At 49.9% G+C, this 18930-nt stretch carries 21 protein-coding genes; 20 read left to right on the forward strand and 1 reads right to left on the reverse strand.

Going from position 1 to position 18930, the window contains the following annotated elements; all coding sequences use genetic code 11:
- The first annotated feature begins 115 nt into the window (after nt 1-115).
- The 8 genes from NFS22_RS10385 (at nt 116) to NFS22_RS10420 (ending at nt 4754) form a co-directional block, all read left to right on the forward strand.
- The gene (locus NFS22_RS10385) at nt 116-1552 is read left to right on the forward strand and encodes an ABC transporter permease (RefSeq protein WP_251317698.1); all 1437 of its coding nucleotides are present in this window, start codon (nt 116-118) and stop codon (nt 1550-1552) included.
- Nucleotides 1553-1565: 13 nt separating this feature from the next.
- Nucleotides 1566-2201 (forward strand): ABC transporter ATP-binding protein, encoded by a 636-nt coding sequence (locus tag NFS22_RS10390; protein WP_251317699.1) that lies wholly within the window; start codon nt 1566-1568, stop codon nt 2199-2201.
- A complete protein-coding gene (locus tag NFS22_RS10395; protein ID WP_251317700.1) occupies nt 2201-2464 on the forward strand; it encodes a hypothetical protein in 264 nt (87 codons plus the stop codon). The genes NFS22_RS10390 and NFS22_RS10395 overlap by 1 nt, the downstream gene beginning before the upstream one ends.
- 426 nt (nt 2465-2890) lie before the next feature.
- Complete coding sequence (locus NFS22_RS10400) at nt 2891-3322, forward strand: RNA polymerase sigma factor (RefSeq protein ID WP_251317701.1); 432 nt, start codon at nt 2891-2893, stop codon at nt 3320-3322.
- Nucleotides 3323-3327: 5 nt separating this feature from the next.
- The gene (locus NFS22_RS10405) at nt 3328-3561 is read left to right on the forward strand and encodes a helix-turn-helix domain-containing protein (RefSeq protein WP_251317702.1); all 234 of its coding nucleotides are present in this window, start codon (nt 3328-3330) and stop codon (nt 3559-3561) included.
- Between the two features lie 113 nt (nt 3562-3674).
- Nucleotides 3675-3848 (forward strand): hypothetical protein, encoded by a 174-nt coding sequence (locus NFS22_RS10410; RefSeq protein ID WP_251317703.1) that lies wholly within the window; start codon nt 3675-3677, stop codon nt 3846-3848.
- Nucleotides 3849-3882: 34 nt separating this feature from the next.
- Nucleotides 3883-4311 (forward strand): recombinase family protein, encoded by a 429-nt coding sequence (locus tag NFS22_RS10415; RefSeq protein WP_251317704.1) that lies wholly within the window; start codon nt 3883-3885, stop codon nt 4309-4311.
- Between the two features lie 74 nt (nt 4312-4385).
- Nucleotides 4386-4754 (forward strand): TnpV protein, encoded by a 369-nt coding sequence (locus tag NFS22_RS10420; protein WP_251317705.1) that lies wholly within the window; start codon nt 4386-4388, stop codon nt 4752-4754.
- A gap of 52 nt (nt 4755-4806) precedes the next feature.
- On the opposite strand, the gene NFS22_RS10425 is transcribed toward NFS22_RS10420, so the two are convergent.
- Nucleotides 4807-5658: a helix-turn-helix domain-containing protein gene (locus NFS22_RS10425; RefSeq protein ID WP_251317706.1), complete on the reverse strand. Its 852-nt coding sequence runs from the start codon at nt 5656-5658 to the stop codon at nt 4807-4809.
- 352 nt (nt 5659-6010) lie between these two features.
- On the opposite strand from NFS22_RS10425, the gene NFS22_RS10430 reads away from it, so the two are divergent.
- The 12 genes from NFS22_RS10430 (at nt 6011) to NFS22_RS10485 (ending at nt 18868) form a co-directional block, all read left to right on the forward strand.
- A complete protein-coding gene (locus NFS22_RS10430; RefSeq protein WP_251317707.1) occupies nt 6011-6235 on the forward strand; it encodes an LLM class flavin-dependent oxidoreductase in 225 nt (74 codons plus the stop codon).
- Nucleotides 6232-7137, forward strand: coding sequence for a ParB/RepB/Spo0J family partition protein (locus NFS22_RS10435; protein WP_251317708.1), 906 nt, complete (start codon nt 6232-6234; stop codon nt 7135-7137). Before NFS22_RS10430 ends, NFS22_RS10435 begins: the two co-directional genes overlap by 4 nt.
- A 164-nt stretch (nt 7138-7301) precedes the next feature.
- On the forward strand, nt 7302-7910 hold the full coding sequence (locus tag NFS22_RS10440; RefSeq protein WP_251317721.1) for a recombinase family protein: 609 nt from the start codon (nt 7302-7304) through the stop codon (nt 7908-7910).
- A 174-nt stretch (nt 7911-8084) separates the two neighbouring features.
- Nucleotides 8085-9839 carry a class I adenylate-forming enzyme family protein gene (locus tag NFS22_RS10445; protein WP_251317709.1) on the forward strand — a complete coding sequence of 585 codons (1755 nt, stop codon included), beginning with the start codon at nt 8085-8087 and terminating at the stop codon, nt 9837-9839.
- Between the two features lie 20 nt (nt 9840-9859).
- Nucleotides 9860-11596 (forward strand): class I adenylate-forming enzyme family protein, encoded by a 1737-nt coding sequence (locus tag NFS22_RS10450; protein WP_251317710.1) that lies wholly within the window; start codon nt 9860-9862, stop codon nt 11594-11596.
- A 33-nt stretch (nt 11597-11629) separates the two neighbouring features.
- A complete protein-coding gene (locus NFS22_RS10455) occupies nt 11630-12421 on the forward strand; it encodes an SEL1-like repeat protein (protein ID WP_251317711.1) in 792 nt (263 codons plus the stop codon).
- Between the two features lie 31 nt (nt 12422-12452).
- Nucleotides 12453-13403 carry a lysophospholipid acyltransferase family protein gene (locus tag NFS22_RS10460; protein WP_251317712.1) on the forward strand — a complete coding sequence of 317 codons (951 nt, stop codon included), beginning with the start codon at nt 12453-12455 and terminating at the stop codon, nt 13401-13403.
- Between the two features lie 349 nt (nt 13404-13752).
- Nucleotides 13753-14046 (forward strand): DUF3847 domain-containing protein, encoded by a 294-nt coding sequence (locus NFS22_RS10465; protein WP_251317713.1) that lies wholly within the window; start codon nt 13753-13755, stop codon nt 14044-14046.
- Complete coding sequence (gene mobQ / locus NFS22_RS10470; RefSeq protein WP_251317714.1) at nt 14047-15513, forward strand: MobQ family relaxase; 1467 nt, start codon at nt 14047-14049, stop codon at nt 15511-15513. It abuts the gene before it with no gap.
- A gap of 171 nt (nt 15514-15684) precedes the next feature.
- Complete coding sequence (locus tag NFS22_RS10475; RefSeq protein ID WP_251317715.1) at nt 15685-15894, forward strand: hypothetical protein; 210 nt, start codon at nt 15685-15687, stop codon at nt 15892-15894.
- A gap of 99 nt (nt 15895-15993) precedes the next feature.
- On the forward strand, nt 15994-17610 hold the full coding sequence (locus NFS22_RS10480; RefSeq protein WP_251317716.1) for a recombinase family protein: 1617 nt from the start codon (nt 15994-15996) through the stop codon (nt 17608-17610).
- Nucleotides 17611-17680: 70 nt separating this feature from the next.
- On the forward strand, nt 17681-18868 hold the full coding sequence (locus NFS22_RS10485) for a recombinase family protein (RefSeq protein WP_251317717.1): 1188 nt from the start codon (nt 17681-17683) through the stop codon (nt 18866-18868).
- Nucleotides 18869-18930: the final 62 nt, after the last annotated feature.

An 18930-nucleotide genomic window follows, 5' to 3' on the forward strand; every position in this document is an offset into this window, starting at 1 on the left:
GGGGAGTTTTTCATTTCTGCTCAAATTCCATATACGTTTCATACCCATTCCACATTGGGATGCTATTCTGCGAGTGCGTTCGGAAGAACAGCATAACGATATGGAGGTATCAACCATGAGCATTTTCAAAAGGGCGTTTTTATACGTCACGCGAAAACGGGGGAAAACCATTCTCCTGTTCGCCATCCTGCTGATTATGGCAACCTTTGTCCTGACGGGCCTCTCTATCTGGAAGGCGTCGGAGGCCGCGCAGCTTGACCTGCGGCAGAGTTTGGGCGGCAAATTTGATGTTTTTGTAGATTGGAGCAATAGCCCCTATGTAGTGAAAGAACCCGTCAAAGATGAAGTGGATGAGGAAACCGGCAAAACATCAAGCAGCTTCCTCATGTATTCTACCGTACAATTTACCCCGGAGAACATTGCCGCCATCAAAGGCGTTCCCGGCGTAAAGTATTGCAGCGCAAGGCAGGGCAATCTTTTGCCGTTTGATGGGCTTTCCCTGTTTCCCGGGACAATCTCAACCGACGCAAAATATCAGGGATATACAAAGGCCCTGGGCGTCTGCAACACGGAAGATGATGAACTTTTCACCACCGGCACACTGACGCTGGCAGAGGGACGGCATATTACCACCGACGATACCCATGTGGCAATCATCAGCCAGGACTTGGCGGAAAGAAACGAGTTGAAGATCGGGGATTATCTCACCGCCCACAGTTACAGCGTGGAAGATCAGGGCTTTACCGGGCTGGAAATCAGGATACAAATTATTGGACTGTTTACCCCTCATGCGGTGGAGCAGTTTGGTGAAACTGTCACCACCTACGATAAAATCCAGAACCGGGTGTTTGTGGATTTGCAGACCTCAAAGGAATTGGACGGCGGAGAGATCAACTACGGCTTTTCTGCTCTCCACGTTACTATAGACGACCCGCAGGACATGGCGCGGGTGGTGGCCGATGTCAAGGCCCTGCCGGGTATTGACTGGAAAGCCTTTACCGTGGAGGTGGACAATGAAACCTACGAGAACGCCGCCGCTCCGCTGGCTACGCTGAATGAGTTGGTCGTGACCCTGCTGGTGGTGATTATCGTTGTCAGCGCCATCATTCTGGCCCTGATATTGACCCTTTGGACAAAGACCCGTATTCACGAGATCGGCGTGTTCCTGTCCGTGGGTATCAGGAAATCGGCCATCATTGGGCAGTATTTGATTGAGGTGCTGCTGATTGCCGTCCTCGCCTTTGGCCTCTCCTACTTCACCAGCAACGCCATAGCGGGGCAGATTGGCAACCACCTGTTGGAGCAGAGTATACAGACCGAGCCGGAGGACGATAACAATGTTGTTTCCGTTGCCGCCTCCGTTGAGATAGGCGCGGATAATCTCGTGCAAAAGCCCTTACCCACTGAAAACGGCATCCAGGTATCGGTTGGGCTGGATAACCTTGCCCAGCTCTACTTGATCGGATTTGCCATCATCATTGTGGCGGTCAGCGCATCGTCTATCACGGTCATGCGGCTGAAACCCCGTGAAATCTTGTCGAAAATGAGCTGAAGGAGGGACTATCATGCCTATACTGGAATTGAAAAATGTTTCTTACGCCTACGAAAAGGGCAAGGCGGTTTTGCAGAACGTCAGCGGGTCACTGGAAACCGGGAAAATGTACGCCATCCTCGGCCCGTCCGGGTCGGGCAAGACCACGCTGCTGTCCCTGCTGGGCGGGCTGGATGTGCCAACACAGGGCGGTGTCCTGTTTGACGGCGAGGATATTGTGGCAAAGGACCTGAAACACCACCGCAGGAACCATATCTCGCTGATTTTCCAGAGCTACAACCTGATCGACTACATGACGCCCGTTGAAAATGTACGGCTTACCGCCAAGCTGGACGCCGCCCCCATTCTGGAACGGCTGGGGCTGGAGCAAGACGAGATCACCCGGAATGTGCTGAAACTGTCCGGCGGACAGCAGCAGCGGGTGGCGATTGCGCGGGCGCTGGCCTCCGACGCCCCGGTTATTCTGGCAGACGAGCCGACCGGGAACCTGGACGCCGACACCGCCGAGGAGATCACGGCGATTTTGAAAGAGAGCGCCCATGCGTTCGGGAAGTGCGTGGTGGTCGTGACGCACTCTGGCGAGGTGGCAAAACAGGCGGATGTGGTGCTGGAAATCAAGCGGGGACATTTGAAAGAGAGGGAAATGTGATGAAAAAATTTATGATGATTTTGGCCTGTGTTCTGGTCTGCTTCTCGCTGTTCGCTGGCTGTACCGATCAGAAAGGCAACGACGAGCAGGACACGAATTTGGGGAACTCCGTGGAAATTGATGATACAGACATTGCAATCGACACCGAACCGGGATTGGACACTGAGGACAACTCCGACGATATAACTTTACCTGACGGCGTTACCTACAGTTTCCGCGACCCGGACAATGAGGACGGCATTGTAGTTACACCGAGGGAGTAAAAAAATTCCTGTTTCACACAGGCTCCACATTGGCTTTATATAGATTCCACATGGCGGCGGTACTTTGGTAAAAAGTGCCGCCGCTGTGATTTTGGCGGCTCTAGGAGGTAGCCGCTGTGCCAAGGTCATTAGCAAAGCTGGATAAAGCGTCAAAAAAATTCTTTCCCCTCTGACGGTAAAATCCAGCCTTGAAGATACAACAATTTCTTATATAGCTGAATATTGTATTTTATCCGTCCGTGTGGCCTTTTGCTATGCGGATATTTTTGTGTCCAATAGGCTCAAAAGCCGCTGGAAATTGCTATTTATATGCTCTAAAAAATTTTTTCATAAAGTGGGCATTTTGCGGGCAGCGGAGAGCGTAGCCGGTGTCCTATTAGCGGAAAGGGAGAGAACCACCCATCCCCAACGGAAGGGGGTGAGAAAATGGGATCGATCCCCCGCGAATATGAACAGCGGTGCCAGTTTGACGCTTTCTGTAAATCGGTACTGCGCAACGAAGCCTGGAATCTGAAGCGGAGCATGAAGCGCCAGCGGCGCCGTGTCACCCCGCTGGATACCGTGCCTCAGAGCGAGTGGGACAAGCTCAGCACCACGGACTGCTACCCCAGCGACAGCTTTGTATTTTCGTCGCACGGGTACAGCATGTGCATTGACAACGAGCTTGTGGCCGCCGCCTTCGCTGGCCTGTCCGCTACAGAGCAGAGCATCCTGATCCTGCACTGTGCGCTGGACATGACAGACGCTGAGATCGGCGCATACCTGGAAATGTCCAGAAGCGCCGTCCAGCGGCGCAGGACAAAAGCCTTGACCGGGCTTCGTGCAAAATTGGTGGCGTTAATGCCGAAAGGAGGGTAAACATCATGAAGCAGCCCCGTCACAAGGGCAGGGAAATGCTGCCCCTATCGGTAAGCGACGCTGCCCGTTCCGGGGACGCCGAGGCCGTGGAGCGTGTCTTGCGGTACTATTCCGGCTACATAAACAAGCTGTGTACCCGGACGCTCTACGATGAAACCGGACGCCCCTATGAATGCCTGGACGAGTACATGAAGCGCTGTCTGGAGATTAAACTCACGCAAGCTATCATTATGCACTAAAAAACACCCGCAAGCTGGAGGAACAGCTTACCCTTTCCCTGTTCCTCCGCTTGCGGGCGTCGGTGCGGAATGAAATCCCACCGTGGGACACCAATCAGGGAAAGGAGGGCTATATGGCCAACGAGGAATACGTCTATTACATGGGGAAGATCACGTTTATCGTCACGCCTGTTTACAAAGAAAATGGCGAAACGATGGGTGAGATTCTCTTAAAGCTCATGCTTACAGATATAGACGCTCCAAAATTTGACGCTCCGAAGGGCCGGCAGTATAATAATAGAGGATAAAACCTCTTGTTTGACGGCTGGAAAGGAGGAAATTTTGAAGCAGTCAAGCAAGAACAACGAGTTTAGAACAGCAGCGTTGTACTGCCGCCTGAGCCGTGACGATAATCTGGATACCGAATCGAACTCCATCAGCAATCAGAAAAAGATTCTTCAGAAGGCGGCAAAGGAAAAAGGATATACGGATACCTTGACTTTTGTAGACGACGGAATCAGTGGCACAACTATGAACCGCCCTGGTTTTAAGAAAATGGTCCAGGCTATTGAAAATGGATATATTTCAGCGGTGTTTGTAAAAGACTTGTCTCGGCTGGGTCGTAACTACATCGAGGTAGGCCGCCTGACGGAAGAATTTTTCCCGGCCCACGATGTCCGGCTGGTGGCCGTCTCCGACGGAATAGACAGCGATGAAGGAGAAAATGAGTTTGCACCGTTCAAAAATATCATGAATGAGACTTATCCATAAAGAATGATAGTACACGCAGGACATAGCATCCCTGTTACCTCCGACAAAATTGGTGAAAAACGGAGGTATTGATTATGAATAATCAGAGTAATGACACTTTAACCTACACAGAAGTTGGCGATTACTATATCCCGGACCTTGCCATGGATGTCCAGCCTGACAAGGAGATCGGCATCTATGGCCGTATGAGAGAGCGGTACTTGAAAGAGCATCACCCCGGCAGGTACAGTTATATGCTCCTGTACGGGACACTGTATCCCCATCTGCTGGAAATTGACGAGGCGGCGCAGAGGTATCTTGACACCATGATCCCTCGCATGGCCGCTACCGCTGGTGTGACCGAAGAATTGAAAGCCAGCGATCAGATGGTATGGGTGGGCCGGATGAACGCAATCCATGCACAAGTGGAAGAAATAATAAGGAAAGACTTGATTTACTGCTAATATCACAAAGGGGCGCATGGTTCAGTTTATAGGCTGAGCCATGCACCCCCTTTCATTTTTTGCGCTTTTTCCGCGGCAAGGGCCGTTTCTTACCTCTCCGGCTAATGCTGTTCTCCTTAAACTTTGACTTTTCCAATATCCCAATCAGTACCACAAATTCCTCAGGGGTCAGATCATCGTAATCAATACCCCATGCGGCCAGATATACTTTCGCGGCCTGTTCCTCTGGACTTCCCTTTCCTTCAATGACGGACTGAACCTTCTCTTCAAATTCCTCTATGACAGCGAGTGGGGACAAGGCTGTTTCATCCTTGGTTCTTTTTGGGCGGGCATTGCGTATGTCACGCAGGATGCCGGTCAAATCATCCCTGAGAACAGAGCTGACGTACTCATCCGCAGAAATCTTCCCTAATTCAGCAGTTCGGTAAAACAATTCGTTTTCTTCTGGATGGTACTGCTTTTGGACAATGCCCCGCATTGTGCCCATAACATCGTTCAGATTGCCGACCTGCATACTGGCGATGTGGTCAACAAAAATCTCCATATCCGTCATCAATCGGGGAAAATCGTTGTGACAAATGACCTCAGACAATAATTTCCTGCTGAAATGCCCGCCTTTTAGCACGTTCAAAGCCTCATTGGTCAGGCGTAGCTCCTGTATCTCTGCATCAGCCTCTTTTTCAAGATTACTCACACCCATGAGGTAATCCGTGGTCACGCCGTAAAACTTCGCCAGTTTTACAATGCTGAACGGACTGATGTCCTTAAATTCGCCAGTCTCATATGTACCAAGGGCGGACCTTGAAATTTTGGTGGCCTCCGACAATGCCTCCAGGGTAAGGCCGCGCTTCTTCCGCAGATCCTTTAGACGCTCCGTGATTGTAAGAATTATATCATCCACCATAATGCCTCCTTCGCCTTTTGCAGACAAATTATAGCACAGAAAAGAGCGATATTCCATCGAATTATGACGCCTGCGGACGGATTTCCATAAGCGTGGAAATTTGCTCATTTCAGGCCGGATTTCCGACCTCTTGGATATACGGGAAAGGGCGAAAAATTTTAGTATGATAGGTCATGCAGCGATACTCGCACACCTTGACAACTGCATGACCGTCTGAAATGGATATGTTCCCCGGTGAAGTATGCGATGATATGAGCGTACCAAAGGGAACAAAACGCTGCTGAAAAACAGGGGCAGGAACGGGTTTCAGAGAAGAACGGCGATCACACTAAAAGTTAGGAGAACACACAGCATGAACATACGCAACGAAATAAAGGCTCATATCGTGCAGGAAGGCACGACCATGAGCGAGGTAGTACGGACGCTGGCGGTAGTCCATGGATGGAGCGCCAGCGTCCCCAATCTTTCGGACAAGCTCAAGCGCGGCACTCTGCGCTACAACGAGGCGATTGAACTGGCCGATGTACTTGGCTACGACATTATCTGGCAGAAACGAGGAAGGAGGCATGGAACATGAAGGTCAAAATTGATGAAATCAAGGTCAACCCCGGGCGGCGCACCGCTCTGGAAAACGATATTGAAGAGCTTGCGTTCAGCATTTCAGAGATCGGTCTGTTGAATCCGATCACGCTGACCGGGGACTATACCCTGGTGGCGGGACTGCACCGGCTGGAGGCCGTGAAGCTGCTGAGCTGGACGGAGGTAGAGTGTACGATCACCGATTTGAACGGGCTGACGGCGGAGCTGGCCGAGCTTGACGAGAATTTTGCAAGGGCAAACCTCTCCCCGCTGGAAATTGGCGATTTATACAGGCGGCGCAAGGACATTTATGAAATGCTCTATCCCGAAACCAGAGCCGGGACCGCCCAGGCGATTGGGATGAACAAGGCGAAGGGGAACAAAGTGGATTGCAATTTGCAATCCAGGAGGAAGTCCTTCATTGAGGATACCGCCAGCGTGACCGGCTCCCACCCCAGCACCATCGCGCGACACATTAAAATCGCAACTGATCTGACACCAGACGCGAAGGAAACGCTGCGAGATGCGAAAAAGCCTGTGTCCAGCACAACCTTAAAGAAAATATCCAAACTGACCCCGGACCAGCAGAAGGAGGTATCTACTCTGCTGGTATCGGGAGAAATCCAAACGGTAGACGAATATCTGACAAAGGGGCAGCCGCAGGAATCAGAATCCTTGACAGCAGAAGGATTTCAGAGGGAACAAATTGCCGCCATGATGGGTATGGCCTACTTTGCGGATGGCGTTATAGCACACACCAACGATTTTCTGAAGCAGGCGGACACCTTTGCTCAAATGTCGAGAGAGAATCTGATGGATGTTCTGAAAATGCTGGACGCAATCAACAGTTCCATCCAGACATTGGGTGATGTGGTAGCAGATTGCTACTCTACCAGTTGACTTCTCACCTTGCCCGCGCGGGCGCTTTCGTGACCCTCAGATGGCAGGAGGTATACCCGTACCCGTGGCCATTCATCCGGTCTGCTGAGGCCACCCGCGCGGGTACTGTGCGGAAAGCGAAACACCATTTTAAGCGTCACTACACAAAAGGAGGTTTGATAGCCATTTCAAATACATACGGCTACATCCGGGTCAGCACCCGAGAGCAGAACGAGGATCGGCAGCTTATCGCCCTGAGGGAAATGTCTATCCCGGAACAAAACATTTTCATGGACAAGCAGTCCGGTAAGGATTTCAATCGGCCTCAGTACAAGAAACTGGTAAAAAAATTGAAACCGGACGATTTGCTCTACATCAAGAGTATCGACCGGCTGGGGCGCAACTATGAAGAAATCCAAAACCAGTGGCGGATTCTCACGAAGGAAAAAAAGATCGACATTGTGGTGCTGGATATGCCTTTGCTGGACACCCGCCGGGGCAAGGACCTGATGGGCACCTTCCTCAGCGATATTGTCCTGCAAGTGCTGTCTTTCGTGGCAGAGAACGAGCGCACCAACATCCGCCAGCGTCAGGCGGAGGGCATCGTGGCGGCAAAGGCCAGGGGCGTAAGATTCGGCAGACCGCCCAGACCGCTCCCAGAGAACTATCACAGTGCCTATCAGCGGTGGAAAGCCGGAGCGATCACTGGCACAGCGGCGGCGAAGGAGTGCGGGATGCCGCTGTCCACCTTCCGCTACCGGGCGGAAATCTACGAAAAGGCCAAATTGTTGTGAGGGGATGATTTTACAGGAATGTGTACTTTCCTGTAAATACACCTCCGTTTGACATTGACCATAGTTTACCAGAAAAAGTGCGCAATTTCAATACCTCATAGGCAATTTCTCCCCGTTGAAATGACTTTACAGGAAAGTACACTTTTCCAAAATTAAGGACGGAGGTCAGATAACATGGGTAATTTAACCGGTTATCCGTCAATAGATAAACCATGGTTGAAATATTACAACAATGAAGCAATTCGAGTTGCCATACCCCAAAAAACATTGTATCAAAACATTCTGGATCATAACCGTAACAGTATGAGTAATGTGGCGCTGCAATACTTTGATACAAAAATAACCTATCAGTCATTATTTGATCGTGTAGAAGTATGCGCAAGAGCATTGTTGGCAGTAGGTATTACCTGCGGCGATTGTTTTACTGTTTGCTCCTCTGGCATTCCGGAAACGGTAACTCTTATTCTGGCTGCAAGCAAAATCGGTGCGGTGGCAAACATGCTGAATCCAACTTTCCAAACGGCACAGATGATTGACCGTATCAATGAAACCGGCGCAAAAATACTATTTGTCATGGATAAGATGTACTCATTTGTTAAGGACGCTATTGACAAAACATGTATTGAAACGGTTATTGTCATTCCTGTAGCGGAATCATTGAGTTTTCCAATACGAGTTCTATCTATGATGAAAACAGATAAAATGTTGAAGGCCGCTGTACGAAACAAAGAAAATATCATATTGTGGTCAAAATTCCTAAAAAACCGAAATAATTTCACCGGTGGAACAGAGGTCAGCTATGCAAAAGACCGACCGGTTGCAATGGTCTATTCCTCTGGCACAACCGGTGCTTCAAAAGGAATCCTTCTGACAAATGATGGCATGAACGCTAGTATTGTCCAATATGAAACCTCGCCGTTTCAATACCAGACAGGAAATACATTTTTACATCTCATTCCAATCTGGTTTTCTACAGGTATGGTTATATCCCTTTTTATGCCAATGTGTCTCGGAATTTCAAGTATTTTGATTCCATCCTGTAATGCAGATTCTTTCAAGAATGCTCTCTTGAAATACAAGCCGAATTACGCACTTGCCGTTGCGGGACTTTGGCTGTCTGTCATTAATGATTCAGCGATGGAGGAATTGGATTTATCCAATATGATCTATCCAATTACTGGCGGCGAGTATATCTTGCCAAAGTCTGAAAAAGCTCTTGCCAATTTCCTTGCCGCACACGGATGCAAAAATCCGCTGGTGAAAGGTTACGGTATGTGCGAATTAGGGGCTACTGCTACGACCAGTTTTGACGGTATGGATTGTGCAGAAGCTGTTGGCGCACCTTTGCCCAAAGTGATTGTCAGCGCATTTGACCCTGATACAGATGAAGAATTGCAATATGGCCAGCGGGGTGAACTGCGTGTAGATACACCTTGCCGGATGAAAGAATATTTTCGCAATCCGGACGCTACAGCAGCATTTTTTAAGCGGGACGGTGCTGGTCAGATATGGGGCTGTACCGGAGATATCGGCTATGTAGATGCAAATGGATATGTGCACATTCTCGGTCGGGCATCAGACTGTTACATTGCATGTGATGGCAAAAAATACTATTTGTTTGATACAAAAGCTGTGATTTTACAGGATGATGCAGTTTTTCAGTGTGAAGTTGTGAATGTGACAGTAGATAGTGCGCAAAGACTTATAGCGCATATCATTTTAGATAAGGATGTGTTTGGTGATGATATCCAACGAATTATTACCAGAATTCATGCGCTATGCAAAGCTAAATTGCCAGTACATGCAATTCCGTATGCCTACAAACTACGAGAAGATTTTCCAGTTTCGGAAAATAGCAATAAAAAGGACATGCACAAATTGAAGACCGACTTCGAAGGATTGATCTTTGCGCATGAGCTTGATGCATAAAATTGGGAGAGCGATTAACTATGTTGACAAAGAAATTAACCGGTTATCCATCGATTGACAAGCCCTGGCTGAAATACTACAGCGAAGAGGCGATCAACGCCCAGCTGCCGGCATGTACGATATACGATTACCTCTATAAAAGCAATAAAGACTATCGCGGCAGAACGGCGCTGAACTATTTCGGCTGCAAAATCAGTTATGGGGAGTTGTTTGAGAACATCGAAAAAGCGGCTCGGGCGCTGAAGCAAAATGGTGTTGGCAAAGGAAGTATCGTCACAGTGCTGATGCCAACCTTGCCGGAAACCGTATATTTGTTTTACGCGCTTGGAAAAATCGGCGCGATTGGGAATATGGTCGACCCGCGAACCAGCGCTGAGGGCATTCGCGACTATATTCAAGAGGTTGGGTCTGAGCTTTTGATCGCAGTCGATGTTGTCCTGCCCAAGGCAGCGGATATTTTGAGCAAAACCACGATCAAAAAGGTGCTGGCAATATCTCCAGCGGATTCCCTGCCGCCTGTCCTGCGGACTCTTTATAAGATGAAGCAGGGAAAGAGGCCGAAGCTTAATGGTGCCTGCATCAGTTGGAAATCCTTTATTGCAGAAGGGGCTGCTTATACTGGGACAACCAGCGCGGGATATGAAAAAAATCGTCCGGTCGTCATTGTTCATACAGGTGGGACGACTGGCCGGCCTAAAGGGGTCATGCTCACAAATGATAATCTGAACATTTCAGCTTTTCAATGTCAAATTTCCGGTATCGATATGCAGCGAGAGCATACATGGCTAAACATCATGCCGCCATTTATTGCCTATGGCGTGGGCAATGGCCTTCATCTGCCATTGTCCATTGGCATGGAGACGATTTTAATACCACAGTTTGACCCACACAAATTTGATGACCTGCTGTTGAAATATAAGCCGAACCACATGACTGGCGTTCCCTCCCACTATGGCACAATCATTAACAGCAAAAAAATGAAAGGCCAAGACCTTTCTTACATAATTGCACCAACTGTCGGCGGTGATGCAATGGATACCGTTCTTGAACGAAAAACAAATCAATTTCTTGCAGAACACCACTGTCAATACTTTGTGACTAAGGGGTATGGAATGACGGAAGTTGCAGCATGCGTCACTGTCTGCATCTCAAATGACTGCAATCAGATCGGCAGCGTAGGTATCCCGCTTACCCATACTACAGTTTCGATTTTTGACCTAGACACAGGCAAGGAGTTGACGTATAATCAGCAAGGAGAAATCTGCATAACCAGCCCAAACACTATGCTGGGTTATTATAAGAATCCTGAGGCTACCGCTGAGATCATCGTCCGGCACAAAGACGGATTGGACTGGGTACATTCCGGCGATATCGGCTACATGACCGAAGACGGGATGCTGTTTATCGTGGACCGCATCAAGCGGATGATCGTGCGGCATGACGGGTTCAAGGTTTTTCCGTCTATGATCGAAAAGACTATTGCCAGCCACGAGGCTGTGCAGTCCTGCTGTGTCGTGGGTATCCCGGATAAGGAGCATAGCCAGGGGAAGCTGCCTGCTGCGCATATCGTGCTGGACCCAGGATTTTCCGGGCGTGAGGAACTCATTCGGCGGCAGCTCACCGCGCTCTGTCAAAAGGAACTGCCGGAGTATGCCCAGCCGGTGGATTATGTGTTCCGGGACAGTTTGCCGCTAACCTCAATTGGAAAAGTCGATTACAGGGCGCTAGAGGAAAAAGGTTCTAAAAATATAGAATAAAGCTGACATGCTGGGGAAAGTTGGAATGTTGCCATGAAAACAAAAAACTCAAAAGTTATGCTGATATGTGCAGTGTTTAATGTTATCGTACTCTTGCTTACATTATTGTTTGGCGAAAACATTTGGAAGCAGATTCATGAGCACGAACAATCGGTTGATGACCTACTTCAAGAGGCGGAGCAAGCCTTTATAAGCGAGGACTACCTATCTGCGCTTAAAATCTATTTAGATGACAGTCTGAAACGAAATCCGATTGCACTCAACAATCTTGGATATATGCTCGTCACAGGTACTGGCGCTGCCAAAGACATAAAGAGTGGATGTGAGTATTATAGGCAATCTGCTAAATTAGGAAATACAACAGCGCTGGACAATTACATTCTTTCGATACTCCTATATCCGACAACCTATGATGAAGTTTTGGAAGCTTTGAGTTGGGGGCATAATGAAGACCGCCCTATTGTTGAAACCTTCGTAGAAATAACGTCATTGTCTCCACAAATTGTGAACCAATATGGCAATATGGATCCATCCGAATTTTGGGAAAATTACGATATTAGCCAGCTCACATGGCTTAAGTTAATTACTGTTGAATCAGATGATGTTATTGATCCCGATATATTGGATGCTGGACATGCAGACTTTATTGGTGAGCGATGTTCCCGCAAGGTAAAAGAAAGAATCAGCTATAAGCCTATAACAACATCCGATGGCCTTACCGTATTGGAAGAGGTTTACGGATTGATTACACAACTTAGCTATAAAACTTATCGTTTGCAATATGCTGATTTTCTCGATGCACAACAAGTTTTTAATTATCTCTAGCGGGAATTCTCTTCAGCACGAAAGGAATAGGATGAAAAACATCGGGATTACAAAAGTCATGAAATGGGGTGTAGATGATTTTACCTCTCCAGCTGGATTGATGATTCGACGCATGATAAATCCTGTTTTTCGCCGGTTGTTAAGGTTTGGGACCAGACGAAAGATCATGATTGAACAGTATCCTAAACTGGAGAGAGGCCAGCCATACATCTTTTCAGCTACACACTCTTTTGATGATGACATTATCTCAACATTGAGCGCGATTGATAGAAACGCTTATGTTCTCATAGGAACCACAGACCAGATTGAACACAATCCTCAAATGTATGCCGGTTGGCTGAATGGTATGATCTATGTAGACCGGCTTGATCCTCAAAGCCGAAAGGATTCTGTGTCTAAGATGGTCAAGGTCTTGAAACATGGCACTAGTGTGCTTATTTTTCCGGAGGGAGGCTGGAACAATACGGAGAATCTGCTGGTTCAGCCTCTTTTTTCCGGACCATACCTGGTACATCAAGAAACCGGCTGTCCAGTTGTACCTATCGCAGCCTTTCATGAGCACAACAGCGATAAAATTTATATTCGAGCTGGGCAGCCGATGTCCTTTGAGAACATGGATAAGCACGAATCTTTGGATGCCCTCAGAGATGCTATGGCCAGCATGGTCTATGAAATGGTAGAGGCGCATTGTACGCCTTTAAAGAGGGATGATTTGCGGGGCACTGATTTTCATATGGCTTTTATGGAAGAGCGCCGTCTGGAATATCTACGTGTTCGATGGTCGAGAGACGTTTGGGATGAGGAATTAACTTTCTATCAGGATAAAGAGCACCCAACGCCTGAGATGGTTTGGGCGTTTATTGATAGGGTAGTTGTTCATCGTCAAAATGCAATTATACTGGCACCAATTTTGCTCCGCCGGGAAGTGGACAAACAATATGATTTCAAAGAGTATATGCATCATAATTGGGACAGAAAATAGCGAAACAATCTAAACATCTGTGTAAACGCCGCATATATTCCCTGAGCCCTTAGAACACTGGAAAACAACGATGCTGAGAAGCTAAAAAGTCCATGACGAAGGAATGGCGCACTTCTATACATGGTCTGCGACCATGTATCGTGCGCTCTGCGAGGTTGCGGCCCGGACTTCCGAAAGTCCGGGCCGCTTGCGTCGCTGCGCTCCGTACAAGGGGCTGCACCCCTTGCGCCGCTTCGCGGCTATCCCTGCCCCTGTGGGGAATTGAACATTGTCCCCTTTGACCGTTTTACCTCTGTGGGTAAGGCGGTCTTTTTATTTACAAAATTCAAAATTGAAGGAGGTCCACACGATGAAAAAATCACAAAAAGAACTGCAAAAAGAACACGATGAGGCCGTTGTCAAACGGGAGCAGTACCAGCATCAATGCCAGCGGTTGGAAAACCGTATCCGCTACTACACCGAGGGCGAGAGGAAGAAGCGGAACCACCGCCTTATCACCCGTGGCGCAGATGTGGAAAGCGTAGCCCCGGAGGTGCACGGCATGAGCCAAGCGGCCTTCCGAATTCTGGTAGAGCAAATCTTTTCCCTGCCGGAAGTTTCCGACCTGGTGAGACAAGTCACCGACCAGCAGGAGGGCAGATAATTGGCCCTGTTCCATCTCCACGTCACCCGGGTCAAACGGAGCGCGGGACAGTCCATTGTCACGTCTGCCGCCTACCGCGCTGGGGAGAAATTATATAGCGAGTATTACGGCGAGGTCAGCGACTACACCCACAAGGGCGGCGTGGTCTGCACAGACATTCTCCTGCCGCCCCAGGCCCCCGCCGAGTACCAAGATCGCGCCACCCTTTGGAACGCCGTGGAGAAGGCTGAGTGCGGCAAGAAAGCCCAGCTTGCATATAGCTTTGACATTGCCTTGCAGAACGAATTTTCGCTGGAAGAAAACATCGCTCTTGCAAGGCAATTTGTATCCGAACAGCTTATGGGACGGGGCATGATTGCCGACTTCGCTATCCATCAGCCGGACAAGAAAGATGGTGGCATCCCGAATCCCCATTTCCACGTTCTTTGTCCAATCCGGCCCATTAAGCCAGACGGTAAATGGGGGTGTAAGCAGCGCCGCCGTTACCGCCTGGATGAGGACGGGAACCGCATCATGGGCGAGGACGGCAAGCCCCTCTTTGACGCTGTTCCCACTACCGACTGGGGAAGCCCGGAAACGCTGGAACATTGGCGGGAGGCATGGGCCGCTATGGTCAATGCCAAGTTTGAGGAAAAGGGGCTGACGTGCCGCATCGACCACCGCTCCTATGAACGGCAGGGGCTTGACCTGCTTCCTACCATCCATGAGGGCGTGGCCGTCCGCCAGATGGAGGCCAAAGGCATCACTACTGACAAGGGCGATTTCAACCGCTGGATAAAAAAGGCCAACAACATCCTGCGGGATATTCGGAAGAAAATCGCCGGCCTGACGGATTGGATAAAGGCAGTAAAGGAAGAATTGAGCAAGCCCCAGGCACCCGACCTTGCCGCCCTGCTAACTGGCTACTATGAGGGCCGGAACGCTGGAGCATGGAGCCGCAATGCCAAAATTGGGAACCTCAAAAACTTTGCCAAGGCCGTCAATTTTCTGACCGAGAAGGGCATCGCCACGCTGGATGATTTGGAGGCCCATATCGCCGCCCAGAGCGAACGGACGGAGGCCATCAACGCATCCATGAAAGCGAAGCGTGACCGTCTGAACGAATTGAAGGAACTGCTTCGTCTCGTTGACCTCTACCGGGACACCAAACCCGTCTATGACGAGTTGCAGGGTATCAAGTGGAAGGGCAAGCGGGAGAAATTTGCGAGGGAGCATGAGGGCGAGTTGCAGACATTCCACATGGCCCGCCGCAAGCTGGATAAGTGCCGTTCCCCTGTGGGTAAAATCCCCGTCCATGCGTGGGAACAGGAACAGGCGAGACTTCAACAGGAGTACAAGGCCGAGTATGAGCAGTATAAGCCCATCCAGGACGATTTGTGGAGGCTCCAACAGGTGCAGCGGAACGTCGATACCGCCATGCGCCAGCAGGAGCAGACCCAGCAGAAGCGCCGGGAGACAGAACGCTGATTTCTGGTAGCGGACAAAATTGCCGCCATCTCCCTAGAAAATCAAATGTGCAAAATGCACGGTTGATTCCAAACGGACATTTTGTCCATTTGAGTGTGGTCCGACCAGAACGACATTTTAACGGTCTTATCATTATTTTGAAAACTCAAAGGAGGAGCAACCATAGAAAAAGTGAAAAGACAATTTGAACCTACCGCCAAAACGGGCGGCATCCCTGGTTTTCGATACAGAAATCATGCCTATCAGCTTTTGAATCATGGCCTTGACATTGAGGCAGATGGTGTGACTTATCACCTGGCCAGCGAGTTTGCTGGCAAAGATGAAATGGGCACGGTACTTGATCTGATCGAGTTGGAGAGGAACAGAAGAAATTCAGCATGATTTCCTGAAAATCTATTGCTTTAACGTGCGAAAGCGAGTATAATAACAGCAGGTAACAGATGCTATGTGCCTGCGTCCAAGGAGGTTATAAAAATTAAGATGCAGGAAACTTACAATGTCGGAATCTATTGCAGACTCAGCCGTGATGATGAGAGGACAGGCGAGTCCGTATCCATTGAGAATCAGCGCGAAATGCTCAGCCGATATGTGCGGGAGCAAGGCTGGAATTTGTATGATACCTACTGTGATGACGGCGTTTCAGGCACGACATTCGACAGGCCGAATTTTAACCGCCTGATTGCGGACGCTACCGCAGGAAAAATCAATCTGGTGCTGTGTAAAGACCTTTCCAGGTTGGGACGGGACTACATTGAGAGCGGCAAATATACGGACGTTGTGTTCCCATCGCTGGGCTGCCGCTTTATTGCACTCAACGACGGCGTGGATACGATTCACAAAAATAATGAGATGCTGGTTATTCTGAAAAATGTCATGAACGATCTCTATGCTCGGGACACCAGCAACAAGATCAGGGCCGTCAAGCAGTCCACCTTCAAGGCCGGGAAATACGTCGGCTGCTACGCTCCCATCGGCTATCTGAAAAGCCCGGAGGATAAGCACGTCCTTGTTATCGACCCTGTGACCGCTCCCGTGGTGACGCGCATATTTGATTTGCGTTGCCAGGGGTACAGCTACCGCAAGATCGCCACCACACTAAACGCCGAACATGTACCTACGCCTACGACCTTCTACTACATGAGGCAGGGTAAGCTCAATATTCGCAAAGACGGTGATTTTTGGGCGCCGCCTACGGTGAAGTCCATTCTCCGCAATGAGGTTTATCTTGGACACATGGTGCAGAATAAAACGGGTAATCTGTCCTATAAAGTTCACAAGCAGATTGCCAAACCGGAGAGCGAGTGGATCAGGGTGGAGAACACTCATGAGCCGCTGATTTCACGGGAGACGTGGGATATGGTGCGGGAGTTGGATGCCCGAAAAGCAAAATTCCGGAGCAGTAAGACCGGAGAGACAGCGTTGTTCACAGGCGTCCTTTTCTGCATGGACTGTAAATCCCCCATGCGGCACTATAAAGATGGCCGGAAGCGCAAGGACGGAAGTCCCTCAGCCTATCAGAGTTACGCCTGTAATCGCTATGTCGCTGGTGGAAAGACTGTCTGTTCGGGCCACATCATCAATCAGAGGGTGCTGATCGACCTGCTGCTGATCGACATCCGTTTCAAGGCGGCGCTGGCGCAGAATCAGCCTGACGCCCTCAAAGAGAAGATCATGGCTCAGAAGAACGCCGCCGGGCTGGAGCAGCGGAAAACGCTCCAGGCAACCCTGGATACGTTAGATAAACGGCTTGCGGAGTTGGAGAAGCTGGTGGTTGCCGCTTATGAGGACAAGGTGAAGGGCAGGATCCCGGAGACAGTGTGTGTCCAGCTGCTGAAGCGGTATGAAGATGAGCGCAGGTCGAAGCTGGAACAGCGGACAAAATTGTCCGCCCAGTTGGAAAGCTGCCAGGAGGACGAGAAGGCCACTGACGATTGGCTGACTCTCATCCGGGACTACTCCAAGCTGGAAGAACTGGACCGTCCGACGCTCCTGCGGCTGGTGAAGCGCATCGAGGTCGGGGAGCGTAGGACAGTCAACGGACACGATGAGCGTGACATCAAAATCTACTACAATTTTGTCGGATTTGTGGAACTGTAATTTCATCATTCTTTATGGAAAATATTCTAATGAATACTACGCCCGGGATATTTCCAAAAAGCGTAAAATTGTGAATAAGCTCAAGGGCAACTCTGGTATCCCTTTATCACCGCCGCCCTACGGCTACATCAAAAACCCGGAGGACTCCCGTTTTTGGGTGATCGACCCGGAGGCCGCCGCCGTGGTGCGCCGCATTTATCAAATGGCCCTGGACGGCTACGGGCTGGCGGAAACCGCCGCCGCGCTGGAACGGGATGGGGTGTTCAATCCCACCTATTACTGGCGGAGCAAGGGAACCAGCCGGGGCGGTTCCAAGAGCACCGTGGAGCCTACCAAGTGGGGACATACCACCATCAAGAAAATCCTCACCTTGCAGGAGTATTGCGGCGACGTGATCAACTTCAAATCCTACTCCAAGTCCTACAAGATGAAGAAACGGATCGAGAACCCGGAGGAGAACCGGGCGATTTTCCTCAACGTCCATGAAGCCATTATAGACCGGGCCACCTGGGAAAAGGTGCAGAGCATGAAAAAGGGGACCCGCCGGAGGCGGCCCACTGTCACCCAGGAGCCCAGCGTGTTTTCCGGCTATCTGAAATGCCCGGAGTGCGGCGGCAACCTCAATTTCCACTTCAACCAGGGCAACCACGACATCAAATTCTTTAGCTGCCAGAACCACAATTCCGGCCTCCGCAAGTGCTCCAAGACCCACTATATCCGGCTGGAATTTCTGGAGCGGGTGGTGTTGTACGAGGTGAACCGGCTGGCCTGTTTCGCCAACGAGTACGAGGACGATTTCATCAAGGCCATGATGGGCTGTTCCGCGAAAGTGACGGAGAACGAGCGGGCCAGGAAGCAGCGGGAGTTGGACGGGCTTCTGGCGAGGGACAAAGAGCTGGACGGGCTATTTGAAAGGCTTTACGAGGACAACGTGAACCAGAAGATCAGCGACGCCCGATTTGCGAAGATGTCCCAGCGGTACGAGCAGGAGCAGGGGGAGAACGCCAAGCGGATCAAGGCGTTGCGGCTGGAGCTGAAAAAGAGCGAGGGCCAGCGGATGGACATTGACACGTTCCTTGCAACTGTCCGGCGGTACACCAACGCCACCGAGATTACCCGGCGCATGGTGGCGGAGCTGATCGACCATATTGACGTGTACCACGCGGAGAAGCAGGACGGCGGAGACCGCCGAAAAATCTGTGTAAACGACAAAAACTGCAAGTATGAAAAGCAACGACTCAGTCAAGAATGGAAATAAGAACCAATTCAAGATAGGAGTCGAAGAAGCATGACTACAGCACCGCAGGAATTGTTGAAAGA

Origin of the sequence: Flintibacter muris (assembly GCF_943192995.1) — a bacterium.
Lineage (GTDB): Bacteria > Bacillota > Clostridia > Oscillospirales > Oscillospiraceae > Lawsonibacter > Lawsonibacter muris.